The organism is Plantactinospora sp. WMMB782 (assembly GCF_049179135.1).
GTDB lineage: Bacteria > Actinomycetota > Actinomycetes > Mycobacteriales > Micromonosporaceae > Plantactinospora.
Window position 1 is genome coordinate 37,765 of record NZ_JBMHMC010000007.1, and the last position, 25,894, is coordinate 63,658.

24 protein-coding genes and 1 tRNA gene are annotated in these 25,894 nt (G+C 70.2%); 9 read left to right on the forward strand and 16 right to left on the reverse strand.

Going from position 1 to position 25,894, the window contains the following annotated elements; genetic code table 11:
- Window positions 1-25: 25 nt before the first annotated feature.
- The 7 genes from ACN28A_RS02060 to ACN28A_RS02090 all read right to left on the reverse strand — a co-directional run bounded on the left by ACN28A_RS02060 (window position 26) and on the right by ACN28A_RS02090 (window position 7,082).
- Window positions 26-736: an ABC transporter ATP-binding protein gene (locus tag ACN28A_RS02060; protein ID WP_421391701.1), complete on the reverse strand. Its 711-nt coding sequence runs from the start codon at window positions 734-736 to the stop codon at window positions 26-28.
- Entirely contained in the window at window positions 726-1,490 is a 765-nt protein-coding gene (locus tag ACN28A_RS02065; RefSeq protein ID WP_421404077.1) for an ABC transporter ATP-binding protein, read from the reverse strand. The genes ACN28A_RS02060 and ACN28A_RS02065 overlap by 11 nt, the downstream gene beginning before the upstream one ends.
- Before the next feature lie 130 nt (window positions 1,491-1,620).
- Window positions 1,621-2,730, reverse strand: a complete 1,110-nt coding sequence (locus ACN28A_RS02070) for a branched-chain amino acid ABC transporter permease (protein ID WP_421391703.1) — start codon at window positions 2,728-2,730, stop codon at window positions 1,621-1,623.
- Entirely contained in the window at window positions 2,727-3,677 is a 951-nt protein-coding gene (locus tag ACN28A_RS02075) for a branched-chain amino acid ABC transporter permease (RefSeq protein WP_421391705.1), read from the reverse strand. The genes ACN28A_RS02070 and ACN28A_RS02075 overlap by 4 nt, the downstream gene beginning before the upstream one ends.
- Window positions 3,678-3,780: 103 nt before the next feature.
- Window positions 3,781-4,941 (reverse strand): branched-chain amino acid ABC transporter substrate-binding protein, encoded by a 1,161-nt coding sequence (locus tag ACN28A_RS02080; protein WP_421391706.1) that lies wholly within the window; start codon window positions 4,939-4,941, stop codon window positions 3,781-3,783.
- A gap of 278 nt (window positions 4,942-5,219) precedes the next feature.
- Window positions 5,220-6,389, reverse strand: coding sequence for a hypothetical protein (locus tag ACN28A_RS02085; RefSeq protein WP_421391708.1), 1,170 nt, complete (start codon window positions 6,387-6,389; stop codon window positions 5,220-5,222).
- A gap of 75 nt (window positions 6,390-6,464) precedes the next feature.
- Window positions 6,465-7,082 carry an ANTAR domain-containing response regulator gene (locus ACN28A_RS02090; RefSeq protein ID WP_377427159.1) on the reverse strand — a complete coding sequence of 206 codons (618 nt, stop codon included), beginning with the start codon at window positions 7,080-7,082 and terminating at the stop codon, window positions 6,465-6,467.
- An 86-nt stretch (window positions 7,083-7,168) separates the two neighbouring features.
- On the opposite strand from ACN28A_RS02090, the gene ACN28A_RS02095 reads away from it, so the two are divergent.
- Both ACN28A_RS02095 and ACN28A_RS02100 read left to right on the forward strand, forming a co-directional pair.
- Window positions 7,169-7,241: transfer RNA gene (locus tag ACN28A_RS02095), tRNA-Leu, on the forward strand.
- A gap of 560 nt (window positions 7,242-7,801) precedes the next feature.
- Window positions 7,802-9,220, forward strand: a complete 1,419-nt coding sequence (locus tag ACN28A_RS02100) for a non-reducing end alpha-L-arabinofuranosidase family hydrolase (RefSeq protein WP_421391710.1) — start codon at window positions 7,802-7,804, stop codon at window positions 9,218-9,220.
- A 143-nt stretch (window positions 9,221-9,363) separates the two neighbouring features.
- Here ACN28A_RS02100 and ACN28A_RS02105 read toward each other — a convergent pair whose 3' ends face one another.
- The 3 genes from ACN28A_RS02105 to ACN28A_RS02115 all read right to left on the reverse strand — a co-directional run bounded on the left by ACN28A_RS02105 (window position 9,364) and on the right by ACN28A_RS02115 (window position 12,623).
- Window positions 9,364-10,164: a transcriptional regulator gene (locus tag ACN28A_RS02105; RefSeq protein WP_421391713.1), complete on the reverse strand. Its 801-nt coding sequence runs from the start codon at window positions 10,162-10,164 to the stop codon at window positions 9,364-9,366.
- 643 nt (window positions 10,165-10,807) lie between these two features.
- The gene (locus ACN28A_RS02110) at window positions 10,808-11,575 is read right to left on the reverse strand and encodes a hypothetical protein (RefSeq protein ID WP_421391715.1); all 768 of its coding nucleotides are present in this window, start codon (window positions 11,573-11,575) and stop codon (window positions 10,808-10,810) included.
- On the reverse strand, window positions 11,562-12,623 hold the full coding sequence (locus ACN28A_RS02115; RefSeq protein WP_421391716.1) for an EamA family transporter: 1,062 nt from the start codon (window positions 12,621-12,623) through the stop codon (window positions 11,562-11,564). The genes ACN28A_RS02110 and ACN28A_RS02115 overlap by 14 nt, the downstream gene beginning before the upstream one ends.
- Before the next feature lie 29 nt (window positions 12,624-12,652).
- On the opposite strand from ACN28A_RS02115, the gene ACN28A_RS02120 reads away from it, so the two are divergent.
- The gene (locus ACN28A_RS02120; protein WP_421391718.1) at window positions 12,653-13,147 is read left to right on the forward strand and encodes an Lrp/AsnC family transcriptional regulator; all 495 of its coding nucleotides are present in this window, start codon (window positions 12,653-12,655) and stop codon (window positions 13,145-13,147) included.
- Window positions 13,148-13,237: 90 nt separating this feature from the next.
- On the opposite strand, the gene ACN28A_RS02125 is transcribed toward ACN28A_RS02120, so the two are convergent.
- The gene (locus ACN28A_RS02125; protein ID WP_421391719.1) at window positions 13,238-13,594 is read right to left on the reverse strand and encodes a DoxX family protein; all 357 of its coding nucleotides are present in this window, start codon (window positions 13,592-13,594) and stop codon (window positions 13,238-13,240) included.
- A gap of 261 nt (window positions 13,595-13,855) precedes the next feature.
- Here ACN28A_RS02125 and sigJ point away from each other — a divergent pair, with 261 nt between their 5' ends.
- Window positions 13,856-14,764, forward strand: coding sequence for an RNA polymerase sigma factor SigJ (gene sigJ, locus ACN28A_RS02130; RefSeq protein ID WP_421391722.1), 909 nt, complete (start codon window positions 13,856-13,858; stop codon window positions 14,762-14,764).
- A gap of 180 nt (window positions 14,765-14,944) precedes the next feature.
- Here sigJ and ACN28A_RS02135 read toward each other — a convergent pair whose 3' ends face one another.
- Window positions 14,945-15,832: a LysR family transcriptional regulator gene (locus ACN28A_RS02135; protein ID WP_421391724.1), complete on the reverse strand. Its 888-nt coding sequence runs from the start codon at window positions 15,830-15,832 to the stop codon at window positions 14,945-14,947.
- A 225-nt stretch (window positions 15,833-16,057) separates the two neighbouring features.
- On the opposite strand from ACN28A_RS02135, the gene ACN28A_RS02140 reads away from it, so the two are divergent.
- A complete protein-coding gene (locus ACN28A_RS02140; RefSeq protein WP_421391726.1) occupies window positions 16,058-17,509 on the forward strand; it encodes an MFS transporter in 1,452 nt (483 codons plus the stop codon).
- A 2-nt stretch (window positions 17,510-17,511) separates the two neighbouring features.
- On the forward strand, window positions 17,512-18,294 hold the full coding sequence (locus tag ACN28A_RS02145) for an alpha/beta fold hydrolase (RefSeq protein WP_421391729.1): 783 nt from the start codon (window positions 17,512-17,514) through the stop codon (window positions 18,292-18,294).
- A gap of 123 nt (window positions 18,295-18,417) precedes the next feature.
- Here ACN28A_RS02145 and ACN28A_RS02150 read toward each other — a convergent pair whose 3' ends face one another.
- From ACN28A_RS02150 to ACN28A_RS02160, 3 genes are all read right to left on the reverse strand, one after another.
- Window positions 18,418-18,930 carry an SRPBCC family protein gene (locus ACN28A_RS02150; protein WP_421391732.1) on the reverse strand — a complete coding sequence of 171 codons (513 nt, stop codon included), beginning with the start codon at window positions 18,928-18,930 and terminating at the stop codon, window positions 18,418-18,420.
- Window positions 18,931-19,345: 415 nt separating this feature from the next.
- Entirely contained in the window at window positions 19,346-20,197 is an 852-nt protein-coding gene (locus ACN28A_RS02155; protein ID WP_421391735.1) for an MBL fold metallo-hydrolase, read from the reverse strand.
- 313 nt (window positions 20,198-20,510) lie between these two features.
- Window positions 20,511-21,446, reverse strand: a complete 936-nt coding sequence (locus ACN28A_RS02160) for an alpha/beta hydrolase (protein ID WP_421391737.1) — start codon at window positions 21,444-21,446, stop codon at window positions 20,511-20,513.
- A gap of 396 nt (window positions 21,447-21,842) precedes the next feature.
- Here ACN28A_RS02160 and ACN28A_RS02165 point away from each other — a divergent pair, with 396 nt between their 5' ends.
- A complete protein-coding gene (locus tag ACN28A_RS02165) occupies window positions 21,843-22,217 on the forward strand; it encodes an SCP2 sterol-binding domain-containing protein (RefSeq protein ID WP_421404078.1) in 375 nt (124 codons plus the stop codon).
- Window positions 22,210-24,246 carry a glycogen debranching N-terminal domain-containing protein gene (locus tag ACN28A_RS02170; protein WP_421391740.1) on the forward strand — a complete coding sequence of 679 codons (2,037 nt, stop codon included), beginning with the start codon at window positions 22,210-22,212 and terminating at the stop codon, window positions 24,244-24,246. Before ACN28A_RS02165 ends, ACN28A_RS02170 begins: the two co-directional genes overlap by 8 nt.
- A 66-nt stretch (window positions 24,247-24,312) precedes the next feature.
- Here the strand turns inward: ACN28A_RS02170 and ACN28A_RS02175 are convergent, their stop codons facing one another.
- The gene (locus ACN28A_RS02175) at window positions 24,313-25,260 is read right to left on the reverse strand and encodes a helix-turn-helix domain-containing protein (RefSeq protein ID WP_421391742.1); all 948 of its coding nucleotides are present in this window, start codon (window positions 25,258-25,260) and stop codon (window positions 24,313-24,315) included.
- 70 nt (window positions 25,261-25,330) lie between these two features.
- On the opposite strand from ACN28A_RS02175, the gene ACN28A_RS02180 reads away from it, so the two are divergent.
- Window positions 25,331-25,633: a cupin domain-containing protein gene (locus tag ACN28A_RS02180; protein ID WP_421391744.1), complete on the forward strand. Its 303-nt coding sequence runs from the start codon at window positions 25,331-25,333 to the stop codon at window positions 25,631-25,633.
- The last annotated feature ends 261 nt before the right edge of the window (window positions 25,634-25,894 follow it).

Consider the following 25,894-nt stretch of genomic DNA (forward strand, 5'->3'; position numbering starts at 1 on the left):
CCTGATAACTGAGCCAGCCGACAGGTTAGGCCACACCCAGGTACGCGTCTTTCACCGCAGGGTCGTGCAGCAGTTCAGCGCCGGTACCGTGTTTGACGATCCGACCGGTTTCCAGCACGTACGCCCGGTGTGCCCGGGCCAGCGCCTGCTGAGCGTTCTGCTCCACCAGCAGGATCGTGGTGCCCTGTTGGTTGATTTCCGTGATGATCGAAAAGATCTGTTGGATCAGCATCGGCGCCAACCCCATCGACGGCTCGTCGAGCAGCAGCAGCTTTGGCCGGCTCATCATGGCCCGACCCACCGCGAGCATCTGCTGCTCGCCACCGGAGAGGGTGCCGCCGAGCTGCTTGCGTCGTTCGGCGAGCCGGGGGAAGAGTTGCAGCACCCGGGCCAGGTCCTTGGCCACCTCGCCCCGGTCCCGCCGGGTGTAGGCGCCCATGTCCAGGTTCTCCAGCACCGTCATGCCCGGGAAGATGCCCCGGCCCTCCGGCGCCTGGCACAGCCCGCGCCGGACCCGCAGGTCCGCCCGGAGCTTGGTGATGTCCTCCCCGGCGAAGCTGATCCGCCCGGAGGCGACCGGCCGGATTCCGGAGATGGCCCGCATCGTCGTCGACTTGCCGGCGCCGTTCGCGCCGATCAGCGCGACGATCTCACCCTCGTCGACGGTCAGGCTGATGCCGTGCAGCGCCTGGATGCGCCCGTAGAGCAGGCTCACGTCCTCGATCTCAAGCAGCATCTTCCGGCACCCCCAGGTATGCGGCGATCACCCGGTGGTCCTCGCGCACCTCGGCGGGCAGGCCCTCGGCGATCTTCTTACCGAACTCCAGCACGACGATCCGGTCGGTGACCCCCATCACGAGGCGCATGTCGTGCTCGATCAACAGCACGGTCACGCCCCGGTCGCGGATCTGCCGGATGAGCTGGAGCAGCTCCTCCTTCTCCGCCGGATTGAAGCCCGCCGCCGGCTCGTCCAGGCAGAGCAGGACCGGGTCGGTGGCGAGCGCCCGGGCGATCTCCAGCCGGCGCTGCTCACCGTAGGACAGGTTGCGGGCCACCTCGTGCATCCGGTGCCGGATGCCGACGAACTCCAGCAGCTGCTCGGCCTTCTCCCGGCCGTCCCGCTCCTCCTTCCAGTGCCTGGGCAGCCGGAAGAGCGCCGAGACGACGCTGGTCCGGTGGTGTGCGTCCGCACCGACCTGGACGTTCTCCAGAGCGGTCATCTCGGGGAAGAGCCGGATGTTCTGGAACGTACGTGCCATGCCCAGTTTGGTGATCTGGTGCCGCTTCTTGCCGGTGATCCGCGATCCCCGGAACCTGATCTCGCCCTCGGTCGGCTGGTAGATGCCGGTCATCGCGTTGAAGCAGGTGGTCTTGCCGGCGCCGTTGGGGCCGATCAGACCGAGGATCTCGCCCTTGTAGAGCGTGAAGTCCACCTGGTCGAGCGCGACCACGCCGCCGAAACGCAGCGTGACGTTGTCGACCTCCAGCAGCGGCTCGCGACTGCCGGCCCTCGCCGCCGGGTCCGGGGTCGGCTCGGACGCGGTCGGCTCCGGGGCGGTGCTCGCCGGTCCCGTCTCCGCCGGAGTCGGCTGTGCCGGTACCGCCGGTTTCCGTCCGGTGTCAGCCACCGACCGTCACCTCCTTGCGGCGGTCCTTGAACTCGGCCGCTCGTCGTTGGTTCGGGATCAGACCCTGCGGCCGGAAGATCATCATGACCACCAGGATGACGCCGAAGAAGAGGAAGCGGTACTCGTACAGCTCCACGCCGAACATCTCGATGCCCCGGAACCGCTCGATCAGGTACGCCACAAGGCCGCCGCCGACGATCGCGCCGACGATGTTGCCCGACCCGCCGAGGATCACCGCAGCCAGGATGATGATCGAGTTCAGCAGTTCGAAGTTCTGCGAGTTGACGAAGTTCTGCTTGCCGGCGTACAGCGCGCCCGCCAGACCGCCGATCGCGGCCCCGGCGGCAAACGCCCAGAGCTTGAACTTGAAGGTCGGCACGCCCATCAGCTGGGCCGCGTCCTCGTCCTCGCGGATCGACACCCAGGCCCGGCCGACCCGGCTGCGGCTGAGGTTCCGCACCCCGATCACGACCAGGATGATCAGCGTCAGCACCAGCCAGTAGTACGGACGGGCGTCGAGTACGCCGAAGACCGGGCGGCCGTCGGCGTACTCGCCGGGCGGGTGCGGGATCTGGTTGAAGCCCCGCTGTCCCTTGAGGAACGTCGAGCTGGTGGCCGCGATCCGGATCATCTCGGCGAAGCCGAGCGTGACGATCGCCAGGTAGTCACCACGCAACCGCAGGGTCGGCGTGCCGAGGGTGACTCCGGAGAGCATGGTGAGCGCGATCGCGATCGGCACCACCGCCAACCACGGCCAGAGCGTCTTCAGGTCGCTGCTCGGCGAGGTGAGCACCGCCACCGTGTACGCGCCGACCGCGAAGAAGCCGAAGTAGCCGAGGTCCAGCAGGCCGGCGAAGCCGACCACGATGTTCAGCCCGACCGCCAGCAGTACGTAGATGGAGACCGTGAACAGCACCTGGCCGAAGTTGGACTCGGTGGTCGGGATCGGTCCCAGGTACTGGTAGAACTCTTTGTTCGGCAGGGCGTAGAAGAAGATGATCACTGCAGCCAGGACGACCCAGCGCATCCACTTCGGAGCCCTGTGCCAGCGCTCGCCGATGCCGTGCAGATCGTTACGAATCCGCCCCGCGAAGTCACTCATGCCCGCGCCCTTCCCAACGACTCGCCCAGCAGTCCGGTCGGCCGGAACATCAGCAGGACGACCAGAACCACGAACGCGGCAAAGTCCTTCCACTGCGAGAGCCCCAAACCGACCGTGTAGTTCTCCACCAGGCCTAGCAGCAATCCGCCCAGCAACGCGCCGCGAAGGTTGCCGATGCCGCCGAGGACCGCGGCGGTGAACGCCTTCAGGCCCAGGAGGAAGCCGACGCTGTAGCTCAGCGCGCCGATCCTGATGTCGTACAGCAGCCCGGCGACGCCGGCCATGACGCCACCGGCGACGAAGACCAGCAGGATGATCCGGTCCTTGTTGACCCCCATCAGCGCCGCGGTGTTCGCATCCTGTGCCACGGCGCGGATGCCGCGACCGAACCGGGTGCGGTTGATGAAGACGTCGAGCACCACCATCATGGTCAGCGCCGCGCCGACGATCAGCAGCTCGATGGGGCGGATCGGCGTACCGGCGATGGTGAACAGCGGCTCGCCGCTGACCAGGTTCGGCACGCCCTGCGGCAGCCGCCGGGTGTAGATGCCGAACGCCTCGGAGATGGCGATCGAGGCGCCGATGGCCGTGATCAGGAAGGCGAGCGGCGGCGCGTTGCGTCGGCGCAGGGGGCGATAGGCCACCCGCTCGATCACGCTCGCGGTCACCGCCGAGGCGAGGGCCGCGACGATCATCGCGATGCCCAGGTACAGGATGATCGTGCCGATCCCGGAGACGGTCGAGTCCTGGTTGAGGCCGAGAGCGCCCCACGTCCAGATCGCGGCGAAGGCGCCGGCGATGAAGACCTCGGAATGGGCGAAATTGATCAGCTTGAGCACGCCGTAAACCAGCGTGTAGCCGAGCGCGACCAGGGCATAGATGGCGCCCTGGGTCAGGCCCGTCGTGGTGAGTTCCCCGAAGTTGGAGAACAGTCCGTTGAAGTCCAAGGAAGGGTGCTCCTGGTGAGGTGCTCGGCGACGAACATCGGGTGCGACCGGGGCTCTACTGCTCCCGGCCGCACCCGAGATCGATCAATTGGGCGAAGAACGGTCAGACCTTGGGGATTTCCTGGTCCGGCACAACCTGCCCACCCTGGACCTTGTACGCCCAGACCTTCACCTGGGCCGGGTCGAGCTCACCCTTCTCGGTGAACTTGTAGGTCGCTGCCACACCCTCGCCGCTGTACGACCGGACGAACTCCAGCATGTCGGCGCGGCTGGTCTTGCCCGCCTTGATGCCGGCGAGCAGGATGTTCGCCGCGTCGAACGCCGTGTCGCTGTAGGTGCCCGGCGCCACGCCGTGCAGCGTCTGGTAGTCCGTCGCGAAGCTGCCTCGGGCCTTGTTCGCCGGCTGGCAGGGGCAGGTCAGGATGGTGCCCTCGGCAGCGGACTGGCCGGCGCTCGAGATGAAGGCCGGGTCGTTGACGCCGTCCCCGGCGACCATCGTCGCGTTCACACCGGCACTGGTCAGCTGCTTGCGGATCAGACCGGCCTCCTGGTAGTAGCCGCCGTAGAAGACGGCCGTCGCGCCAGACGACTTGACCTTGGTGGCCGTACCCGAGAAGTCCGTTTGCTTACCCTCGCCCTGCACCTTGTCGCTACCGACGACCGCGCTGCCCAGGATCTTCTTGACCTCGTCCGACAGGCCGGCGCCGTACGCCGACTGGTCGTCGATCACGTAGACCTTCTCGGCCTTGAGGACGTTCTTGATGTACGCACCGGCCGCCGGACCCTGGCTCAGGTCGTTGCCGACCGCCCGGAAGAAGGTCTTCCAGTTCTGTTCGGCCAGGCTCGGCCGGGTCGCGGAGGGCGTGATGTGCACCAGGCCCGCCTCGGAGAAGAGCGGGTTGGCGGCCTCGGACTCACCCGAGTAGGCCGGCCCGACAATTCCCAGGAGCTTCTCGTCGTCGATGGCCCGCTGCGCGAGCTGCGGTGCCTGGTCCGGGCTGCCCTGCGAGTCGAGTTCCACCTGCTCGACCTTGCAGTCGGGGTTGGCCTTGTTGTACTGGTCAACCGCGAGCTTGACGCCATTGTTCTCATTGATGCCCAGCGCCGCCGAACTTCCGGTCAGCGCCCCAAAAAAGGCGATCTTGCTGCCACAAGCGTCGCCCTCGGCGGCATTCTCCTCGCCGCCGCCGGAGCACGCCGCTCCGCTAGCGACGAGCGCCACCAGGGCAACGCCACCGAGTGTGCGTGCGATTCTCTGCCTCAAGGCCCGAACCCTCCTCCGTCCAGGGGTCCAAACCACCCGCCGCGAATTGGCTCTTGCCGGCAAACGCGCAGATGGGTGAACCAGACCGTTGTCGCGGTCTGGGGCGGGACGTTATCCCACCGATCGCAGCGACGATAGACCCGCAGGAGGGCGTTGACCTAAACGTTACAAGGCGTGGCCAATCGACTGCGTGGCTGTAAGACCAACCGGGCCCTTTCGGCACGATCATCCCGTCCCGCGCCGGGTGGCGCAGACCGGCCGGACCGCAGCCCGGGGCGTTAGGCCGGCGACACCGCCGACCAGATCGCGACGCCTGCCCCGTCGTCGACAACCACCAACAGGCGGTGATCCTGGGCACCCAGAGTCACCATCCGACCGGCTCCGGCCGGCAGCACCGGCGTCGGGGCAAGGACCGGGCGCCACGAGTCACCCCGGTCGTCGGAAGCCCACAGGCGGTGCGCCGTGCCGTCGGAGACCGCCACATAGAGGCGGCCGTCCAGAGCGACCAGATCACTCACGGTAGCGACGCCACCGCCTTGTGTACTGTCGAACTCACCCGCCGCGCTCCACCCGGCGCCGTCGTCCCGCCAGGCCCCGAACGCCGGGCCACGCGGGCCGACCGCTACCGGACGGTCGGCCACTGTCGTCACCCGCTGGAGCTCGTCGTAACCGGCGGCGGCCGGCACCTCCTGCCGTCGCCAGGTCCGGCCGTCGGGCGAGGCCCAGGCCACCGAATCCCTCTCGACCCGTCCGGACCGGCCCACGCCTCCGACGGCCAGCCAGCCGCCGGGGCTGGCGGTCGCGTCGAACACCCAGGTACGGCCGGCGGCGTCGCTGGCCAGTTCGCGAGCCGACTCGACGATCTCGAAGCGGGCCGGGTCCGTCGCCACCCAGACGGCAGCACCACTGATCCGGTTGCCCACGGTCAGCCAACCTGCCGGGCCGGCGGTCATCCGGGTGACGCCGGCCGCGTTGGGCCCGCCGTACAGCTCGGCACCTGCGGGCACCTCGACCAGCGAACCGTCAGCGGCCTGCCGCCAGCCGGCCACCCGGGGATTGCCGTGCACACCGCCGACCCGGGAGCCGAGCCCGGCCAGCCGCCCGTCCCGGCAGGCCGCCGCGTACAGCACGCTCTGCCGACCGTAGAAGCTGGCGGCGCGTACGACCAGCGGCTCCCAGTGCCGGCCGTCGACGCTGCGCCAGGCGAGGGGGCGCTCCGTACCGTCGGTCGCCGCCGCTCCCCCGACCAGGTACCACCGGCCGGCGCAGGTAGCCACGTCCCGCAGCATCAGCCGATCATCTCCGCCGGGCAGGGCCACCGGCTGCCAGGTGAGGCCGACCGGGGCGACCCCGGGCAGGTCGGCCGGGGCCGGCTCACGGCAGCCGTCGGCCAGCAGCAGGGCGACCAGCCCGCCGGACAGCGCCGCCATCCTCAGCCCGGGGAACATGGGGCGATGGTACGGAGCCGACGCCCGAGATCCACTCTGCCGCACACCTGACTGACGTCCACGCCGTCGTCCGGGTCAGCCCGCCTCGGCCGGCTCCGCGCCGGTCCCCTCGGCCAGGATCCGCTCGGCCACCTCGCGCATCGTCATCCGGTGGTCCATCGCGGTGCGCTGGATCCACTTGAACGCCTGCGGCTCGGTCATCCCGTACGTCGTCATCAGGGCACCCTTGGCCCGCTCGACCGTCTTGCGGATCTCCAGGCGGTCGGTCAGGCCGGCCACCTCGGCCTCCAGGGCGGCGATCTCCGAGTAGCGCGACAGCGCGATCTCGATCGCCGGCACCAGGTCGCTCTTCTGGAACGGCTTCACCAGGTACGCCATCGCACCGGCCGCGCGGGCCCGCTCCACCAGGTCCCGCTGGCTGAACGCGGTGAGGATGACCACCGGGGCGATCCGGCCACCGGCGATCCGCTCCGCCGCGGCCAGCCCGTCCATGATGGGCATCTTGATGTCGAGGATGACGAGGTCGGGCTTCAGCTCCTCGGCGAGCCGTACCGCGGTCTCGCCGTCGCCCGCCTCCCCCACGACGTCGTAACCCTCCTCGACCAGCATCTCGGCCAGGTCCAGCCGGATGAGCGCCTCGTCCTCGGCGATCAACACCCGCCTACGCTCGGCACCAGCCTGAATGTCGGCCACGAGCCCCTACCCCCAACTACGTTTCCGACACCTGCCCAGCCGGGTGTCGCCGCCCTCAGCGTAGTGGGTAGTCTTATCGACGCCAGGCCCCTGTAGCCCAACGGCAGAGGCGCGATTCTCAAAAGATCGACAGTGTGGGTTCGAATCCCACCGGGGGCACCGCACACATCCGTGTCTCGCCTGTTCAGAGGCACCAGCACAACGACACTCGCCCGATCCTCCAGCGCGCCGCCGGCGGGCCCGGACCGCTCCGGGGGCGGCCAGTAGCGACGGGGCGGGCCATCCGCGCAGCCGCCGCAGCGGCACCGGCGGACGCGGCGGCGCCAACCCCATCCGTGCGATCAGGGTGAGGAAAGAGTTTTCCCGGCCGGGCGCATGGCCAGGAAAGTGTTTTCCTGGCCATCGTCCCGCTATGCGGGCAACCGACACATCGGGCTCCGTTGATGGTTCGCCCCATCCGCAAGAAGCGCCGGCCGAAAAAGTGTTACGGGTGGTTCGCCCGATTGTCACGATCACCTACCCGCAACGCCCGGCATGCGAGGGCCCGCGCCACCGGATCGAGCGGCCAGAGCGAAACGGACGAATAAGGATTAATCTCCGGCAATCCATCGAGGTTGAGCGTTGCGGAACACAGCCGTAACATACCGGCGCACTGTTAGCGCTCACATGGAGCGACCTCCATGCGTGCGCAGGCCCGCTCTCCGTCAGGAGGATGTTTTATGACTAGGTCCAGGGCGACAAATGCCGGCCTGGCGTCGGCCGCCGTCGCGTTACTGGCGTCGTCCGCGGTTGTCGTGGCACTGCCGGCAGGTGCCGCGGCTGCCGGCTGCTCGGTGAACTATGCCGTGTCGTCCCAGTGGCAGGGCGGATTCGGCGCCAACGTGTCGATCACGAACCTGGGCGACCCGTTGAACGGCTGGACGTTGACGTGGTCGTTCGGCGCCGGACAGACGGTGACGCAGGCGTGGAACACGACGCTGACCCAGAGCGGTTCGACGGTGACGGCAAGGAACGTGAGCTACAACGGTTCGGTCGGCACCAACGCCTCGGTGTCCTTCGGGTTCAACGGATCGTGGACCGGCAGCAACCCGGTGCCGACGAGCTTCGCCGTGAACGGCGTGACGTGCACCGGTGGCACCGTGCCGACCACCAACCCGACCAACCCGCCGACCAATCCTCCGACCAACCCGCCCACCACGGCACCGACCACGACTCCGCCGCCGGGTGGTACGTGCAACCTGCCGTCGTCGTACCGGTGGTCGTCGACCGGCGCCCTGGCCCAGCCGAGGTCGGGCTGGGTGTCGCTGAAGGACTTCACCCACGCCCCCTACAACGGCCAGCACCTCGTCTACGCCACCACCCACGACACCGGCACCTCGTGGGGCTCGATGAACTTCGGCCTGTTCTCCAACTGGAACCAGATGGGCTCGGCCAGCCAGAACGCGATGCCGTTCTCCGCCGTGGCGCCGTCGCTGTTCTACTTCGCCCCCCGCAACATCTGGGTGCTCGCCTACCAGTGGGGTGGACCCGCGTTCTCCTACCGGACCTCCACCAACCCCACGAACGTCAACAGCTGGTCGGCACACCAGACCCTGTCGACCGCGAGCATCTCCAACTCCGGGACCGGGCCGATCGACCAGGCCCTCATCGGCGACGACCAGAACATGTACCTCTTCTTCGCCGGTGACAACGGCCGGATCTACCGCTCCAGCATGCCGATCGGGAACTTCCCCGGCAGCTTCGGCTCGAACTACACCACGATCATGACCGACTCCACCAACAACCTCTTCGAAGCCGTCCAGGTCTACAAACTCCAGGGCCAACAGCGCTACCTGATGATCGTCGAAGCGATCGGCGCACAGGGCCGCTACTTCCGCTCCTTCACCGCCACCAGCCTCGGCGGCTCCTGGACCCCGAACGCCACCACCGAGAGCAACCCCTTCGCCGGCAAAGCCAACAGCGGCGCCACCTGGACCAACGACATCAGCCACGGCGAACTGATCCGCACCAACGCCGACCAGACCATGACCGTCGACCCCTGCAACCTCCAACTCCTCTACCAGGGACGCTCCCCCAACTCCGGCGGCGACTACGGCCTGCTGCCCTACCGCCCCGGACTCCTCACCCTGCAACGCTGACCACCCGACCAACACCCAACCGACCCACGATCCGACCGACGGGTTCGGGAGCGACAGGGCGGGCTCGGCACCAGCCGAGCCCGCCCGGCCAGCTGAAGAGCCCGGACGACAGCGGCGGAGCGTCGCGCCGATCGGCCCCAGGCTCAGGGGCGGCCGGTGCTGCGCTGGTCGAGTTCGTCGGCCAGTTCCATCCACACCCGGGCGCACTCCCGGGCGATCCGCTCGATCAGGATGGCGCAGTGCGGCGAGACGTCGTCCACGGCCTGCCGCCACTCGGCCGGCGCGACCGTGCGGGTGCTCAGCCAGCGGAGCAGGTGACGGCCCGACTCGGTGTACCGGAGCGAGGGGTCGCGCCGCAGCCCCTCCAGCAGTGAGCGGATGTCGACCGGATCGAGCCCAACGCCGTTGGCGGTACGCGGTTCCGGGCGCACGGCCCCGCCGGCCGGGTCGCATCCGTTGCGTTGCCGGGGCGGCACCGGGTCCTGGCCGGCACGCACCCGTGCGCGGACGTCCCGGGCCGTCCCGACCGAGATGCCGGCGGCCCTGGCGATCTCCCGGAGCGACAGGCCGGGCCGGGCGGCGATCACCTGGCTGGCCAGCCGGCGTCCTTCGGCGGCGTTCAGCGGCCTGGCCCGGCCGTCCCGGCCGATCCGGACCGGTGCCGGTTGTACGGCCGACCTGAGCCGGATGGCCGCCACGGTCCTGGCGGCGAGGCCGGCGGTCGAGGCGATGGCCCGGTCGGACAGTTCCGGATGGGACTGGATGATCCGCCCCGCGGCGGCCTGGCGCTCGGCCAGGGTCAATGGCAGCCCGTGCGTGACGTTGGCCTTCACCGCCAGCCAGAACGCATCGGCCTCGTCACCGTCGAAGAACTGTACGGCTATCCTGTCCCGACCCATCAGCCGAGCTGCCGTCAGCCGGTGCATCCCGTCGATCACACGCATCGTCTGACGGTGTACGAAGATCGCCGGAAGGCCCGCTCCCACTTCGGCGAGTGCGCGCACGTGATCGGAGTCGATTCCGCCGAGTCGCGGAGAGTCGGCAGCTCGGAGCGCGGCCACGGCCACCTCGACGACCGGGATGCCCCGGGGATCATCGACGACGGCCCGGGCGCCTCTCACCTGGGCGGACGATAACCCGGCAACTGCGACGTCGACAGCCATCCACTTCCTCCGTTCGATCAACCCGGCCGTGAAGCAGGTCGCGACGAAGATCGTCGACCCGACAATTCACCAGCCAGTTCGGACGGCACGAGAACTCGCCGTTGTGGAATCGTCGACACGACTCCACACCGATGGAAGGAAATGATGTTTATGCGACGGCAGGCCCCCGTGCAATCGCTGTTGTAACCGTCTCCAACTGCGCCGTGATCGACCCTACCCTCCGGCCCGAAGAGAACGCAATGGATCAATGCGTCGCGCGGTGTCCCCACCCGGGCCGTCATGTCCCCGGAAAGAGGGCGTCGGGGCAGCTTGCGACCGCCCGCGCCGCGCCGTTGTCGGGCGCGGCGGCGGAGGCGGTCGGATGTTCAACCGATCCCTCCGCAGTTGTACGCCGCGGGTGGGCGCCATCCCGCCGCCGGGACGGTCAGGAGCGGTGGAGACGGTAGAGGACGGGATGGGGTGCGGTCCGGTGACGTGCGAAGGTGGCCAGGACGTAGCTCCGGAAGCTGGGCTTGAGGACCAACGACGGCAGCACCTCCGTCAGCCGGGACCAGCGACAGTGGTTGACCAGGGTGAACCCGTCCGCGCTGCCGTCGACGGGCGCGAGGACCGTCGAGTTGTCCAGCCCCGTCTCCGCCTGGAACCACCCGGCCGTGTACTGCCAGGCGGCCAGGTTCTCGGTCACCTGGTCGGCGGCGAAGTAGTTGAAGAGGAAGACACCCTGACGCTCGTGATCCACGGGACCGATCCGCCGCACATTCGAGGCGGCGAAGGCCAGGACGTTGCCATGGCGGCGCCGCGCCGTTTCGACCAGCTCCCGCAGGGGCGTATCGGAGAGGAGTTCGGTCGCGGCGGCGACGGATTTCGCCTCGATGAGGAGGACGACGTCGTACTCGGCGGCCGGTACCCGCTGTCCGGGCAGGGAGCGGGTGCCCGGCGGACGTACCAGGCCGCGGAAGATGTCGGCCCGGAGGACGGCCGATCGGCCACGCAGCGCAGTGGCGACCTCCTCGACCCGGGTCAGCAGCTGTCGTCGTCGGGCGTTCGGCAGGGCGACGGGGAGCCGCCATCGCCCTGAGGCGATCCCCACGAAGACGAAGCCGGCGGTGGAGGGCTCGACCAGACGGGTGGCGGGCCAGCGTGCCGGGGCGGTGGTCCGGGTCGAGCCGGGTTGCGGTTCATGGCGTGGCATCTGGTCCTCTGTCATGTAGGTAGGACCCATCGGCACCCTCGGAACGTGACATCGGTTCCGGCCGGCGGACGAGCCGCGGGCGAGCAGCCGGCGGCGTCGGCCGCCCGGGGACTCGCCGTTCCTGTCGGTGCACCGCTACTCCGGTAACGACCAGGGCCACCCCGAGGGCTTCGATCGCCGTCGGGATCTGCCCCAGAACGACTATGCCGACGACCGTGGCCGTGGCCGGCAGGAGCGTGAGCATCAGCGCGAAGGTGGCTCGGGAGAGTCGGGCCATCGCCAACTGGTCGCACACGTACGGGATCACCGACGAGCAGACGCCGACCCCGAGCCCGGCGACGACCAGCAGCGGCTCGTCGAGTCCCGCCGCGACCTGGTCGAACCCGAACGGGCTGACCAGGACGACCGCGACGAGCATCGCGGCACCCAGCCGGTGGATGCCCGTCGTGCCGCCGGCCCCGGCCACCCGGTGCCCGAGGACGACGTAGAGCAGGAACAGTACGCAGTTCAGGCCCGCGAACACGAAGCCGAGAGGTTCGTCGACGAGCCGGGCGTCGGCGAGCAGGGCCACGCCCCCGAAGGCGGTCAGGAAGGCCAGCAGGTTGCGCCGGGTGCGGACCCCGACGGCGGCCAGCAGCACCGGGCCCAGGAACTCGACGGCGCTGACGGTGGCCAGGGGCAGCCGCTCCAGGGCGAGATAGAAGCTGCTGTTCATCAGCCCGAGCACCGCGCCCAGGGCGACCAGCAGGCGCCGCTGCGGCCAACTCGACGCGGCGAACACCCGCCACGGCCGGGCCCAGACCGCGAACACCAGCGCGGCGGCGGCGATCCGCAGCCACGCGACACCGAGTACGTCGAGCCGGGCGAAGAGGAGCACCGCGAAGGCCGGCCCGAGATTGTGGAACAGCGCGCTGGTGGCGAAGTAGGCGGCGGCCGGGACCCGATCGGCCGGGCCCGCCCGCTCGGCCGGCGGGACCGAACTGCCGGCCGACGCCGGGGCGGTGGTGGACACCGGCCTATTATCGAGAGACCTGTGTGGCGAATCCATGACGTACTGCGAACCGAGGGACGATCCTGGTGACCAAAGAGAAGCCTGGGAGGCCAGACTTCCTCCGAAGCGGAAAACGCGATCTGGATCCACTCAGCCTGCGGCTGCTCGCCGAACTGACGATCGATCCGCGCAGTTCGGTGACCGCGCTGGCGCGTACCCTCGGCGTCTCGACGCCGACCGTCCGGGACCGCCTCCGGCAGCTCGAGGAGTCGGGGGTGATCCGGGGCTACCGGGTGGACATCGATCCCGCCGCCGTCGGGCTTCCGGTCTCCGCCTGGGTGCGGGTGCGGCCCGGTCCGGGCCAACTCGACCGGGTGGTGGCACTCGCCCGACGCCGGCCCGAGGTGAGCGAGTGCCACCGGGTCACCGGCGAGGACTGCTTCCTCCTGCGCGTGCACGTGCCCGACGTCGAGGACCTGGCGGTCGTACTCGACGAGTTCCTCCTGCACGGCACCACCACCAGCGCGATCATCGTCTCCACGCCGGTGCCGCCCCGCCCGACGCTGCCCGGACCGGACTGACACCGCCCGGACCGGCTGACGCCGTCGGCGGCGGACGCCCGGTGCAGCCGGTGCGGGGGCGGCGGACGCCTGCTGCGGGCAACGTCGGGTTCACCGCAGGAACGACCACCAGGTGACCGCGACACAGATCAGCAGCATCCCGGTGGCGTTCAGGAACAGGTCCCGGCCGAAATCGCGTCGCCGGATGTGCATGGTGATGGCGACCCCGAAATAGCCCACCAGGGCAGCCGAGGTGACCAGCCCCAGGTATGGCACGACGATGCCGAGGAGCAGGCCGGCGGCGGCGGCGAGCTTCAACGGCGTCAACAGCCGCCAGTACCGGCGGGGAAACCCGACGTTTGTCAGGCAACGGCGCACGAAGGCGACCGGCCGCACGCAGAAGAGCGCGTCGACGATCTGGACCAGGGCCAGCGCGACGACCGGCCACACCGGATCCGGCAGTCTCATCGCGGTCGTCCCCCCCGCACGGTCGGGAAGCCTGCCCCGTGCGGGGGGTGGCTCTCCGTCGGGTAGCGCATCTGTACTCCTCACGGTTGTCGTACCCTGCGGAAGAAGGACACCCGCCGGGGGGCGGATTGTGACATCACCACTGCCGGAAACACACTCCGGCACCCGGTTCGAGGCGTCTTGAAGGTGGTTTCAAGGCGCGTACCGGAGAATTGGTGCGAGCCATGGCCGCATGTCCTGACAACCGGAGGCGGACCAGCAGTGACCGGAGCCGACGACGGCGTCGACGAGAGCGCCACCCGGGCGTTCGTCGAGAATCGCCGCAGGATCCTGGCGATCGCCTACGGCATCCTCGGCACCCTGACCGATGCCGAGGAAGTCGCCCAGGACGCCTGGATCAGATGGTCGAACGCGCCCGTGGACGACGTGCGGGATCCACGGGCCTACCTGACCCGGATGGCCAGCCGGCTGGCGCTCAACCGGCTCCGGGACAGTCTGGCACGCCGTGAGACGTACGTCGGCCCCTGGTTGCCCGAGCCGGTCGCCACGGGGCCGGACGCGGCACAGTACGTCGAGCGCGCGGACGAGGTGTCGATGGCGCTGCTCGTCGTACTGGAAACGCTGACCCCGACCCAACGCGCCGTCTTCGTGCTTCGCGAGGTGTTCGGGTACTCGTACCGGGAGATCGCCGAATATCTCGGCGGTTCCGAGCCGAGCGTGCGCCAGATGGCCAACCGGGCACGGGCGGACGTCCGCGCCCGCCGCTCGCGCTTCGAGACCGATCGTCGGCGGCATGCCGAGGTGACCCGGCGCTTCCTGCGGGCCTGTTCCAGCGGCAACGTCAACGAGCTGATCGAGGCGATGAGCGCGGGGGCCACCCTGCTCGCCGACGGCGGCGGCCGGGTCGGGGCCGCCCGGCAACCGGTGGTGGGGCCCGAGAAGGTGGCCCATCTGCTGGTGGCGCTCGCCACGGGCCGGGGTCTCGGGATCCGGATGCGGATGGTCGAGGCGAACGGCCAGCCGGCGCTGGTCGGCTGGGCGGACTCCGGCGTCGCCGTCTCCGTGCACCTGGTGCTCGCCGGCGATCGGGTCGACCAGATCCTCATGGTCCGGAATCCCGACAAGTTGAGCGGTCTCGGCTCGACAAAGCCGGACGGCACGGCGGCCTGACCTCGCCGGTACCGCCGCCCGCCGAGGAGGCCGCCACCCCGGCCCATCCGGGGCGTAGGGGTGCCCCGGGCGTCCGGGTATCGCCGCTCGGGCACGGCGCTCGGGCATCGCCGCTCGGGCACGGCGCTCGGGCATCGCCGCTCGGGCATCGGCGTCGCCGTCGGGCCGGGGCGGCAGCGGTCAGCCCCGTCGGCCGAGTTCCTCGGCGACGGCGATGAACGCCCGGATCCGTTCGGTGTCCCGGGACGTCCGGGACACCACCCCCCATTCCGCGTCGAGCGCGCCGACGAACGGCACGAACACCACCTGAGGCCGGGCGAAGTAACGGGCGGCATGGGCCGCGAGGGGTACGTGCCCGACGCCGCGGGAGACGGCGAGCATCAACTCCTGGAAGGTCCCGAGGCACGGTCCCCGGCGTACCTGGCGGCCTGCCGGGGTGAGCCACGGCCCCGCGTCGACCCAGTAGCCGGGTGGCGGGCGTGACGCCCGCAACACCGGCGCCTCGGCGAGGTCGTCCAACGTCACGCGTTCGCGGCCGGCGAGTGGGTGCCCGGCGTTGACCGCGAGAACCATCGGCTCCCGGTAGACCACCGGGCCGCCGCGCAGGTCGGGTCCGTCGACCGGGAAGAGGGTGAACAGAAGGTCGACCTCGTCGTCCACGAGCATCCGCAGCGGATCACGGAAGTCCACCTCCCGGATCTCGAGGTCGATGTCCGGATACCGGCGCTGGAACTCTTCGAGGGTCGCGGCGACGAGATCGGCGAGCGAGGGTGCCTCGAAGCCGAGGCGGAGCACTCCGGCGGCACCCCGCGCCGCCGTCGTGGCCCGTGCCAGGGCCTCCCGGATCCGCTGCCGCGCCGGCTCGAGATCCTCCCGCAGCCGCCGGCCGATCGGCGTCAGGGCCACCCGCCGGCTGGACCGGTCGAACAACGCCGCGCCGATCCGCCGCTCCAACTTCTGGATGGTCTGGCTGACGCTCGCCTGCGAGAGATGCAATTGCCGTGCGGTCCGCCCGAAATGCAGTTCCCGGGCGAGCGTCAGGAAGACGTCCATGTCCCGTTCGTCCATCCGCAGCCCTTCGATAAGCCTGGCTTATCGTACGTTCCGATCTTCGGCGTTGTTGCGGCTACCGGAACGACGGATCTTTGGCACGGCACCGGGGCAGCCCGTCAAGGATCGAGAGGATCGTCAGAATTGAGCTTCCGGCAACCTCAACCGCACGGCGAAAACGGCCGATCCGTCGGCCCGGGCCACGGCGGACCACGACAGCGGACCGAGCGGGCTGCGCCGCCGGTGGCCCAGCCACCCTCCCGCCCGCGCCTGTTCCTGGCACTTCTGGCGCTGTCCCAGCTCATCACCTCGGTGGATTACAACATCGTCTACGTGGCTCTTCCGGCCATCGGCAACGACCTGGGTTTCGCGGCGACCGACCTGCAGTGGGTCGTCAGCGCCTACGCGGTGGCCTTCGGCGGGTTCCTGCTCTTCGGCGGCCGGGCATCCGACGTACTCGGGCGTCGTCGCCTGTTCGTCGCCGGCCTGACGCTGTACGCGGTCTCGTCGGTGGCCGGCGCCCTCGCCGGCACGGCTGCGGTGCTGGTCGCGGCGCGGGCCGTGCAGGGTGTCGGCGGGGCGCTGCTCTACCCGGCGACCCTGGCACTGGTGAGCACCGGGTTCCCCGCCGGCCGGCAGCGCAACCAGGCGTTCGGCGTCTGGGCCGGCGCGGGCGGGGCCGGTCTGATCCTCGGCTCGCTGCTCGGCGGGGTACTTACCGAGACGCTGGGCTGGCAGTGGGTCTTCCTGGTCAACGTCCCGCTGGCCGCGATCGGCCTGCTCGGCGCCGCCACGCTGATCCCGCCAGACCCCGCGATACGGGTCCGGCGTTCCTTCGACCTGCCCGGCGCGGTACTCGGCACCGCCGGTGTGACACTGCTGGTGTTCAGCATCGTGCAGGGCGCGGAGATCGGCTGGACCAGTCCGCCGATCGTGCTGCTCGCGACGGTCACGGTCGCGCTGCTCGCTGGGTTCGTACTCGTCGAGCGGCGCACCCGCGATCCGCTTCTGCCGCCGCGGATGCTCTCGCACCGCAACCTGACCGTCGGGTTGGCCCTCACCACCGCGTTCATGGCGACGTTCGGTACCTCGCTCTACTTCCTCACGGTCTACTTCCAGGAGGTCCGGGAGTACGGCGCGCTGCGGACCGGCCTCGCCTTCGGGCTGCCGGTGGCCGTCATGTTCGTCGGTTCGCTCTCCGGTGGGTGGCTGCTGACCCGATTCGGTGCGCGTACCGTCCTCACGGCCGCGCTGGCCGTGGGTGCCTGCGGTGCGGCGCTGCTCGCGATGACCATCGGGACGCAGACGAGCTATCCCGCTCTGGTGCCCGGCCTGGTCCTACTCGGAGCGGGCCAGGGTGTCATCTATCCGGTCATGTTCGCCGCCGCCGGAGCGGGTGTCGCCGGGGCGGACCAGGGGGTCGCCTCAGGCATGGTCTCGACCGGACAGCAGGTCGGCAGCGCTCTGGGCCTCGCGGTGCTGGTCGCCGTGGCGAACGGCGGATCCGGGCGACTCGGCGCGCAGGCCCCGGTCGAGGCGACGACCGACGGCGTCCGTACCGCGATCCTGGTGATCGCCCTCGGCGTCGTGGCGACGCTGCTCCTGCCTGCCGGGCTGCGCCGACCAGCAGAAATCTCAGCCAGCACCGCGTCGGTCCGGCCTCCGGACGACGCACAGTCCGCACTGAAAGGATGATCATGCCCTTCGTCACCCTCGAGAACGCCAGGATCGCCTACACGGTGGAGGGTGAGGGCCCTCCGCTGGTCCTCGTCCACGGCACCGCCTTCGACTCCGCCGGCACCTGGGGGCACCTGGTCGAGGAGTTCCCGGGACGCACCGTGATCCGCCCCGACTTCTCCGGCGCCGGCGCCACCACCGACTCCGGCGGGCGGCTCACCGAACGCATGCTCGCCGAGCAGGTGGCGGCCGTGGTCGACGAGGTCTGCCCGGGTACCCCCGTCGACCTCGTGGGCTTCTCGCTCGGCGCGGTCGTCGCCGCGGTCGTCGCGGCCACCCGGCCCGAGCTGGTACGGCGCCTCGTCCTGACCGCCGGATGGACCCGACCTGACGATCCCTATCTGGCCACCTTCATGCGGACCTGGTACGACCTCGGGCGGCTGGATCCGGTCGCCTTCGGGCGGTTCGGCACCCTGGCCGCCTTCTCGCCGCCGTTCCTCGCGGCGATGGGACAGCAGCAGGTGGACGCCATCTGCCAGAGCAGCCGCCCGACGACCGGGGCACTCCGCCAGATCGACGTGAACCTGACCGCGGACATCCGGCCGCTGCTCACCGCGATCAGGGCCGAGACGCTGGTCATCGGCTGCACCCGCGACGCGACCGTGCCTGTCGGTCATGCCCGGGAACTGCATGCCGCCATCTCCGGCAGCCAGTACCGCGAGATCGACTCCGGCCACGTGGTCCTCTTCGAGCGGCCCGCGGAGTTCGCCGCCCTGGTCCGGGACTTCGTTCACCGCGCTTGACACCTGGCTCGGGGACGGGCCCGTCCCGTGCTGCCGGAACCGGTCCGCGACCAGGAGGTGCTCGCGGACCGGTTCCGGCGGTTCAACCGGCGGTGGCGCCGACGGCGACCGGCGCCGGCCGCGCTACAACAGGTCGGACGACCGCTTGTTGTCGTCGAGCCGCCCCAGCCTGGAACTCGGATCGCGATGCCGGCGGGGCAGCTCGGCGGAACCTGCCATGGCCTCCGCCCCGGCCTTCAGCCCGGCGGTCTCCAACTCGACGTACCGACGGATTCGCCCGCCGGCCAGCAAGCCGATCAACGGCGCCAACACGCCGGTCTGCTCCAGCCCGAGCACGAGTCGGCTGGTCTCCCCGGAACCGACCGGGGTGATCGCATGGGTGCCCACGGTGGTCACGCCACCCGCGCTGGCCGTCCAGCCGAACGAGGAACCCGGCGTCAGCTCCGTCACGGTCCACACCATCGGCCGCAGGCGCGGCTGCTCGATCCGCACCTGCGTACCGATCCGCAACGATTCGTCGGACATCTCCACCGCGGTGATCGAATCGGTCAACGACGGCCACTGCGTGGGGTTCGACATCACTTTCCACAGCACATCTGGCCCGGCGTCAACCAGAGCCTCGGTACGAATTTTCACGCCAAACTCTCTCTCCGTCGAAACATCCGGGGCCAAATATCTGGATCGCCGGCCACTCGGGCGTGCGGCGGCGCGTCGCCTTCCGTTGACGATCGGATTTCGACCGGAGATGACTTTCCGATTCGCACGCTCCTGCCGCGCCGACATTATTGGCGCACAGCAGCGCAACTAAGGTCAAGGCAGCCCCTCCAATATTGCTGCAAAGTTCTTTCAAGGTCGGTCGAAGCGTTGATAGAGAAGGGAGGTGAATCATAGTTTCCGACCCCATCGCCGTAATACACACGTCTGTCGTGGGACACCCCTCAGCAGACACCCTGAGCAGGTGGCCCGGCTGCGTCCCCATATCCTCCCGGGCCGGGCCACCCCACCACCTGCGCACCGCCGTCGCGGACGCACGCTTCGGACCGGGCCGGGATCAGCGGTCGGGTGCCGGGCTCGTCGTCCCGACGAAGCGCTGCCAGTCGACCGGATCGTGTGCGCAGAACATGTCGACCTCGGCGGACCTGGTGGCGTGGAGATCGCGGAGCTGGCGTCGGCTGTCCAGCCGAAGTCTCCGGTCCGCCTGGGTGAGAGCTCCGGTGAGGAGGATTCCGAGTGGCGGTCGGGAGTACCCCGGCGCCAGCTCGCGGCGGTCGAAGTACGCGTCACCGGCGTGCAGTACCCAGCCGGTGCCGTGCTGGACGGCGACGCCGCAATGACCGTGCGTGTGACCGGGCAGTGGCACCAGCACGATCTCCGGGGGGAGCCCGACGAGGTCCCGGACGGCCGGCAGGTCGAACCAGCCCGTTCCGGTGGGGTCGGGGTAGACCTGCCAGTGCTGGTGGGTGCGCAGCCGGCCGGTGCGGTAACGGCGCCGTTCCGCCCGGCTGGTGGGCCGCAGCCCCGCCTGGTGCTCCCTCGCCAGCAGATGCACGGTCGCCCAGGGAAAGTCCGCGACGCCGCCGGCATGATCCGGATCGAGATGAGTGACCAGGATGTGCCGAACGTCGTGGGGGTCGAACCCCAGGGCGGCGATGCGACGGACGGCCGTCTCGTCGGGGTCGAGCACCGGGCGGGCGCGCCGGACGAAGCGGTCACCGGGCGAAACCGAGGGGTCGCGGATGTCGGCCAAGCCGATCCCCGAGTCGACCAGGACGAGGTCCTGCCCGGTCTCCACGAGCAGGCAGTGGCAGACCTGGGTCGCCGGCTCGCCCAGCCCACCGGTGCCGTTGACGAGTCGTCTGCTCGGCGGACGCAGGGTTCCGCAGTTGAGGTGGTGGATTCGCACGGCAGACCTCCTCGGCAGTCCGGCCGGTCGACCGGGCCCGTCCGCGTCGGCGAGGGCGGGCCCGGTCCCTCGGACACGGATTACCACGGCAGGCGGTGCCGATACCCGCTTCCCGTCGCGGACCCGCGGTGGGGTCGGAGCGGAGGCGCCGGCCTCGTCCGGGTCCGCGTCGGCCCGCTCCGAGGGCGTGACGCGGCACCGGCCAGCGGCACCCTGGCCGGTGCCGCGTCGATTCGGCGTTGCGCTGTCCTCGACTGTGGGAAAGCGCCGAGAAAGGGCAGGTTCTCCGGTTGCCGCCCCAGGCCCGCGGTACTCAGCCGGCGTCGGACTTCGACGCCAGCTGGGTACGCAGGAACATGCCCTGGTCGGCGGCGACCCGGCGCTGGGTGTCCGGATCGGCGTAGAAGTCGAAGTGCCGCCCCGGATAACGGAGCACCTGACCGTACGGCGCGCGTTCGGCGAGTCGCACGCCGGCCTCCGGCGGCGCCTCCCGGTCGTCGGCGGCCACGCACACCAGCAGTGGTACGCGGAGCCGGGCCGCGTCCTCCTCCGGCCGATACCTCATCATCTGCAGCAGCCCTCGCGGGGCGATCTCGTTTCGCCACGTCCCGACCCGCTGGCCGGCATCGCCGATGTCGGCCTGACCGGTCAGTGTGCGGAGGTGCCGTCGGGCGTCCCCGGTGGCCACCACGGCGACCTGGCCGGGCCTGCCGATCATCGGGATGTACGCGGGTCGGCGTCCGAGGCGCCCCCGCAACACGTCCTCGAGGATCGCGCCGAGCAGCCGGAGCGAGTCACCTGTCGACCGCCCCTCGACCCGGCGTGGGAAGCCGTTGAAGGGGATCTGACTGACGACGGCCGCGATGGCAGGGTCGTCGGCCGCCTCCGATATCGCGTACGCGCCGCCGAGCGAGTTGCCCCACAGTGCCACCCGGCCTGGATCGACGTCGTCGTGGGCTCGCAGCCAGTCCACTGCTGCCCGGAGGTCCGCCCGTTGGGCCGGCAGGTCCAACACCTGTCGCGGCTCGCCGGCGCTGCGGCCGAATCCGCGGTAGTCGAAGACGAGGGCGGCCATGCCGTACGAGGCCAGCCCGGCCGCCTGGACGTCGAGCCGGTCCATCACCCCGCTGACGCCGTGCACCAGCACGACGCCCGGCATCGGCGTCGGGCCGTCCGGGCGCCGGTAGAGGCGGCCCGCGCAGGTCACTCCCGCGGACCGGAAGGTGATCTCCGTACCTGTGATCTGCATCTGCCGGGCCTCCCTCGCCACTCGTGATCTGGCCCGAGAGTAGCAGGAGCCACTTACCGACGGTCAGTTCGTACCCGGCCAACCGGTGACGTGAAACAACTATAAATAGGGCGAGTTGACAGGCGGTGAACACAAGACAGCCCGCCTCCAGCAGATTTTGAGACTTTTTAGAGACAGTCGTCGGCGTCACCGGGAATTCCCCGCTCGGCAGGCCGGCGGTGGGCCGGCGGTGGGCCGCTGGTCAGCACCGGACCGGCCAAAATCACCCGGTCCGGGTGAGGTGCGGTGACGACGGCCGGGGCGACGCTGTCACCGCAGGGGTGACCACCGCCGGGTGACCCTGCGGGGCACCGGCCGCCACCCGGCGGCCGGGCAGGACGAGGACGGACGGTGGTGATGGACCGGATCGAGGCGTTCTTCGCCAGGCTCGGCGAGACCGCACACGAGCCGATGCTGCGCCGGGTCACGGGCAGGCTCCGATTCGACCTCGACGGCCACTCCCCCGACCACTGGCTGCTCGTCATCGAGGGGGGCCGGATCGACGTCACCCGGTCGGCCGGTCCCGCCACCTGCGTCGTACGCACGACCGGCGAGTTGTTCGAGCGGATCGTGACCGGCGAAGCCAACCCGTTGACGGCCCGGTTGCGCGGCGACCTGACGGTGGAGGGCGACCTGGCGCTGCTCCGGCTCTTCGAACGCAGCCTGCCGGGGCCGCCCGACGCCCGCGACCCGCGGGTGTTCGTCGCGCAGAAGGCGGCCGCGCGTGAATGACGGCCTGGTGCGCATCCTCGACGGGCAGACCTTCATGGTCAGCGACGGCCGAGGTGACATCGACGCCACTCCGGCCATGCCCACCGGGATGTTCGCCCTCGACACCCGTCACCTGTCGAGCTGGCAGCTGACGATCGACGGCGAGCGCCTGACCGCCCTGTCGGTGGACGAGCACAGCTACTTCGAGGCGAGGTTCTTCCTCGTCCCCGGTGCACCGACCCACTACGTGGACGCCAAGCTGTCGGTGATCCGCCGCCAGCGGATCGCCGAGGAACTGACGGAACAGATCACCGTACTCAACCACCAGACCGAGCCGGTCGACCTGGTGCTCCGGGTCGAGGCCGACAGTGACTTCGCCGACCTGTTCGAGATCAAGGACGTCCAGCAGAAGAAGGGCGAGTACTACCGCAGGTGCGTCGACGGGGCGCTGCACCTCGGCTACCGCCGGAGCACGTTCCGCCGCGAGACGCACATCGTGCCCAGCGGGCAGCCGCAGATCGACGCCGCCGGCCTGACCTTCCCGGTGCGGATCGAACCCGGCGGGGCGTGGTCCACCGAACTCCGGGTGCGGGCGAGAGCACTGGGTCCGGACGGCCGGGACCTCCGCAGCCGCCTCAACGCCCCGCCCCGGTCCGAACATGTGCTGCGGCGCGACCTCGACGAGTGGTTGACGAACGCCCCCGAACTGCGCACCGAGAGTGAGGAACTCCGCCGAACCTACCGGCGGAGCCTCGTCGACCTGGCCGCGCTGCGTTTCCCGCCGCTGTCGCGCCAGGAGGTCAGCCTGCCCGCGGCCGGGCTGCCCTGGTTCATGACGCTCTTCGGGCGGGACAGCATCCTCACCAGCCTGCAGACCCTGCCGTTCGTTCCGGAGCTGGCCGCGACGACGCTGCGCTCCCTCGCCAGCTTGCAGGGGGGAAAACTGGACGACTTCCGGGAGGAGGAGCCGGGGAAGATCATGCACGAGATCCGCCGGGGTGAGACGGCGGCGTTCGAGGAGCAGCCGCACTCGCCGTACTACGGTACCGCCGACGCCACGGCGCTCTTCGTCGTACTGCTCGACGAGTACCACCGGTGGAGCGGGGACGACGCGCTGGTGAAAACCCTCGAACCGGAGGCCCGGGCAGCACTCGCCTGGCTCGACAGTTACGGCGACCTGCTCGGTAACGGATACACCTGGTACCAGCGACGCAACGAGTCGACCGGCCTGGACAACCAGTGCTGGAAGGATTCCTGGGACGGCATCTCCTACCGCGACGGCCGGCTGCCGCGTTTTCCGCGCGCAACCTGCGAACTGCAGGGTTACGCCCACGATGCCCGGGTCCGGGCGGCGCGGCTGGCCCGGGAAATCTGGCAGGACCCGGAGTTCGCGGATCGACTCGAGCGGGACGCGTCCGCGCTCAAGCGGCGGTTCAACGACGACTTCTGGGTCCAGGACGGGCGGTTCTACGCCGTAGCCCTGGATTCCGGTGGAGAGCGGGTCGACTCGCTGACGTCGAACATCGGGCACCTGCTGTGGAGCGGGATCGTCGAGGAGACCCGGGCGGCCACGATCGCCGGACACCTCCTCGGCTCCCGGCTCTTCTCCGGCTGGGGCGTCCGTACCCTGGCGACCGGGGACCGCCGGTACAACCCCGTCGGGTACCACGTCGGCACCGTGTGGCCGTTCGACAACTCGTTCATCGCCTGGGGGCTGTGGCGCTACGGCTTCCGGACGGAAGCCGGCCTCGTCGCCAAGGCCATTCTCGACGCGGCCGAGTGCTTCCAGGGACGGCTTCCGGAGGCCTTCGCCGGATACGAACGCGACCTCACCGAGGTCCCCGTGCTCTACCCCACCGCGTGCAGCCCGCAGGCGTGGTCGGCGGGCGCTCCCCTGCTGCTGTTGCGGGTCGTACTCGGTCTGGAGCCGGACGGGGACCGGCTCTCCGTCGATCCGGCGCTTCCGGACGGAATGGCGCCGGTGAGCCTGCTCGGCGTGCCCGGCCGCTGGGGCCGGTCGGACGTCAGCAGTGCGGGTTCGGCCACCTGAACCGCCGCGGCGTTCCCGCACCGGGCGCAGCCCGCGGTTGCGGTCAGCCGGACCGCGAAGTGCCGTTCACTGTCCGGAACGGCCGAAGGTACGCCGGTAGGCGGCGGGTGTGGTGCCCAGCCGGGCGAGGAAGTGCCGCCGGAGGTTGAACGCGGAGGAGAGCCCTACCCGGACGGCGACCGCGTCCACCGTCAGGTCGCTCTCCTCCAGCAGTTGACGGGCCGCGTCGAAGCGCTGGGTGAGCAGCCACTGCCCCGGGCTGACGCCGACCTCCGCGGCGAACCTGCGGACGAAGGTTCGCTGGGACAGGTGGGCCCGGCACGCCAGGTCGTCCACGGTGAGTCGCCGGTCGAGGTGCCGGACGGCCCAGTCGAGCACCGGGGCCAACCTCCCCTCGACCCTGGTCCGGTCCGACGCCTGGTACTGCGCCTGGCCGCCCTCCCTGCGCGGGGGCATGACCATCTGCCGGGCGATCTTCGCCGCGTACGCCGCGCCGTGGTCCCGGCGGACCACCTGTAGGCACAGGTCGATGCCGGCCGCCGTACCCGCGCTGGTCGCGACGTCGCCGTGGTCGACGTAGAGCACGTTCGGCTCGAACCGCACGTCGGGGAAGCGTCGCCGGAACTCGTCCGCGAGACGCCAGTGCGTCGTCGCGGCACGCCCCGCGAGCAGGCCCAGCTCGGCGAGGACGAAGGCGCCGGCACAGATGGCGATCACGCGCACCCCCCGGCTGTGCGCCGCCAGCAGCGCCGCGCTGAGTGCCGCCGGCACCGCGCCGGCCTGCCAGCCCGGCAGGACTATCGTCTCCGCCCGTTCCAGTGCCGCTATGCCGTCGGTGACCAGGATGTCGTATCCGTCCAGCGTGCGGATCGGACCTGCGGTCAGGGAGCAGACCCGGAACTCGTACCGGGCCGGCAGGCCGGGACGGGACAGTCCGAAGACCTCGGCGGCGGAGGCGAGTTCGAACACCGCCTGCGGCGGATGCACGAACGCGACCACCCGGTGGAGCGACATGGCGCGATCTTATCCAGAGATGACAGTTCTGCCACTTCGAAAGGTCCGTCGGGGGCACTAGAAAGGGGGCATGACCGAGCATGTTGATCTTCTCGTGTCCGTCCTCGTCGACGACATGGACACCACCGAAGTCGCCCCGGGCATCGTCCGTCGCGCCCTACCGGGCGGCGCCCGGGTCTTCGACTTCCTTCCCGGCTCGGTGTGGCCGGAGACGGACCACCACACCAGCGACGAGAACATCTACGTCGCCAGCGGAGAACTGATCGACGGGGGCCGGCGTTACCCGGCCGGTTCGTACCTCCACTACCGCCCCGGCTCCAGTCACCGGCCAGGGACGGAAAGCGGCGCCCGCATCCTGGTGTTCGGCCCCTGACCTCTGCCGGACGGACGACGACGAGGCACCCGCGGGACTGCCGCGCCGACCCAGCACCGTGCTCCCGACCCCCTGTGCGAGCATGTACCAGATGGTACAGATCGATCAGCGGGACCGCCGCCCGCCGGCGGGCACACGTTCGGTTTGTGTGCCGGGGGTGTCGGACGGTCCGGCAGACGCGGCGGTCGGCAGCCGGCCACGGCCGCTTCCTGTCGCGGCATCCCCGTCGAGGACCCGCCGGCAGGTTCAGGCCGGCGGCCA

What these genes read in the sequence shown, in the direction of transcription:
- ACN28A_RS02135 (WP_421391724.1), bottom strand. Translation starts at nt 15,832, where the DNA reads ATGGACGAACGGGACATGGACGTCTTCCTGACGCTCGCCCGGGAACTG.
- ACN28A_RS02105 (WP_421391713.1), bottom strand. Translation starts at nt 10,164, where the DNA reads ATGCGTGTGATCGACGGGATGCACCGGCTGACGGCAGCTCGGCTGATG.
- ACN28A_RS02110 (WP_421391715.1), bottom strand. Translation starts at nt 11,575, where the DNA reads ATGCCACGCCATGAACCGCAACCCGGCTCGACCCGGACCACCGCCCCG.
- ACN28A_RS02085 (WP_421391708.1), bottom strand. Translation starts at nt 6,389, where the DNA reads ATGTTCCCCGGGCTGAGGATGGCGGCGCTGTCCGGCGGGCTGGTCGCC.
- ACN28A_RS02060 (WP_421391701.1), bottom strand. Translation starts at nt 736, where the DNA reads ATGCTGCTTGAGATCGAGGACGTGAGCCTGCTCTACGGGCGCATCCAG.
- ACN28A_RS02125 (WP_421391719.1), bottom strand. Translation starts at nt 13,594, where the DNA reads ATGAGACTGCCGGATCCGGTGTGGCCGGTCGTCGCGCTGGCCCTGGTC.
- ACN28A_RS02145 (WP_421391729.1), top strand. Translation starts at nt 17,512, where the DNA reads ATGCCCTTCGTCACCCTCGAGAACGCCAGGATCGCCTACACGGTGGAG.
- ACN28A_RS02100 (WP_421391710.1), top strand. Translation starts at nt 7,802, where the DNA reads ATGACTAGGTCCAGGGCGACAAATGCCGGCCTGGCGTCGGCCGCCGTC.
- ACN28A_RS02180 (WP_421391744.1), top strand. Translation starts at nt 25,331, where the DNA reads ATGACCGAGCATGTTGATCTTCTCGTGTCCGTCCTCGTCGACGACATG.
- ACN28A_RS02160 (WP_421391737.1), bottom strand. Translation starts at nt 21,446, where the DNA reads ATGCAGATCACAGGTACGGAGATCACCTTCCGGTCCGCGGGAGTGACC.
- ACN28A_RS02165 (WP_421404078.1), top strand. Translation starts at nt 21,843, where the DNA reads ATGGACCGGATCGAGGCGTTCTTCGCCAGGCTCGGCGAGACCGCACAC.
- ACN28A_RS02175 (WP_421391742.1), bottom strand. Translation starts at nt 25,260, where the DNA reads ATGTCGCTCCACCGGGTGGTCGCGTTCGTGCATCCGCCGCAGGCGGTG.
- ACN28A_RS02070 (WP_421391703.1), bottom strand. Translation starts at nt 2,730, where the DNA reads ATGAGTGACTTCGCGGGGCGGATTCGTAACGATCTGCACGGCATCGGC.
- ACN28A_RS02115 (WP_421391716.1), bottom strand. Translation starts at nt 12,623, where the DNA reads ATGGATTCGCCACACAGGTCTCTCGATAATAGGCCGGTGTCCACCACC.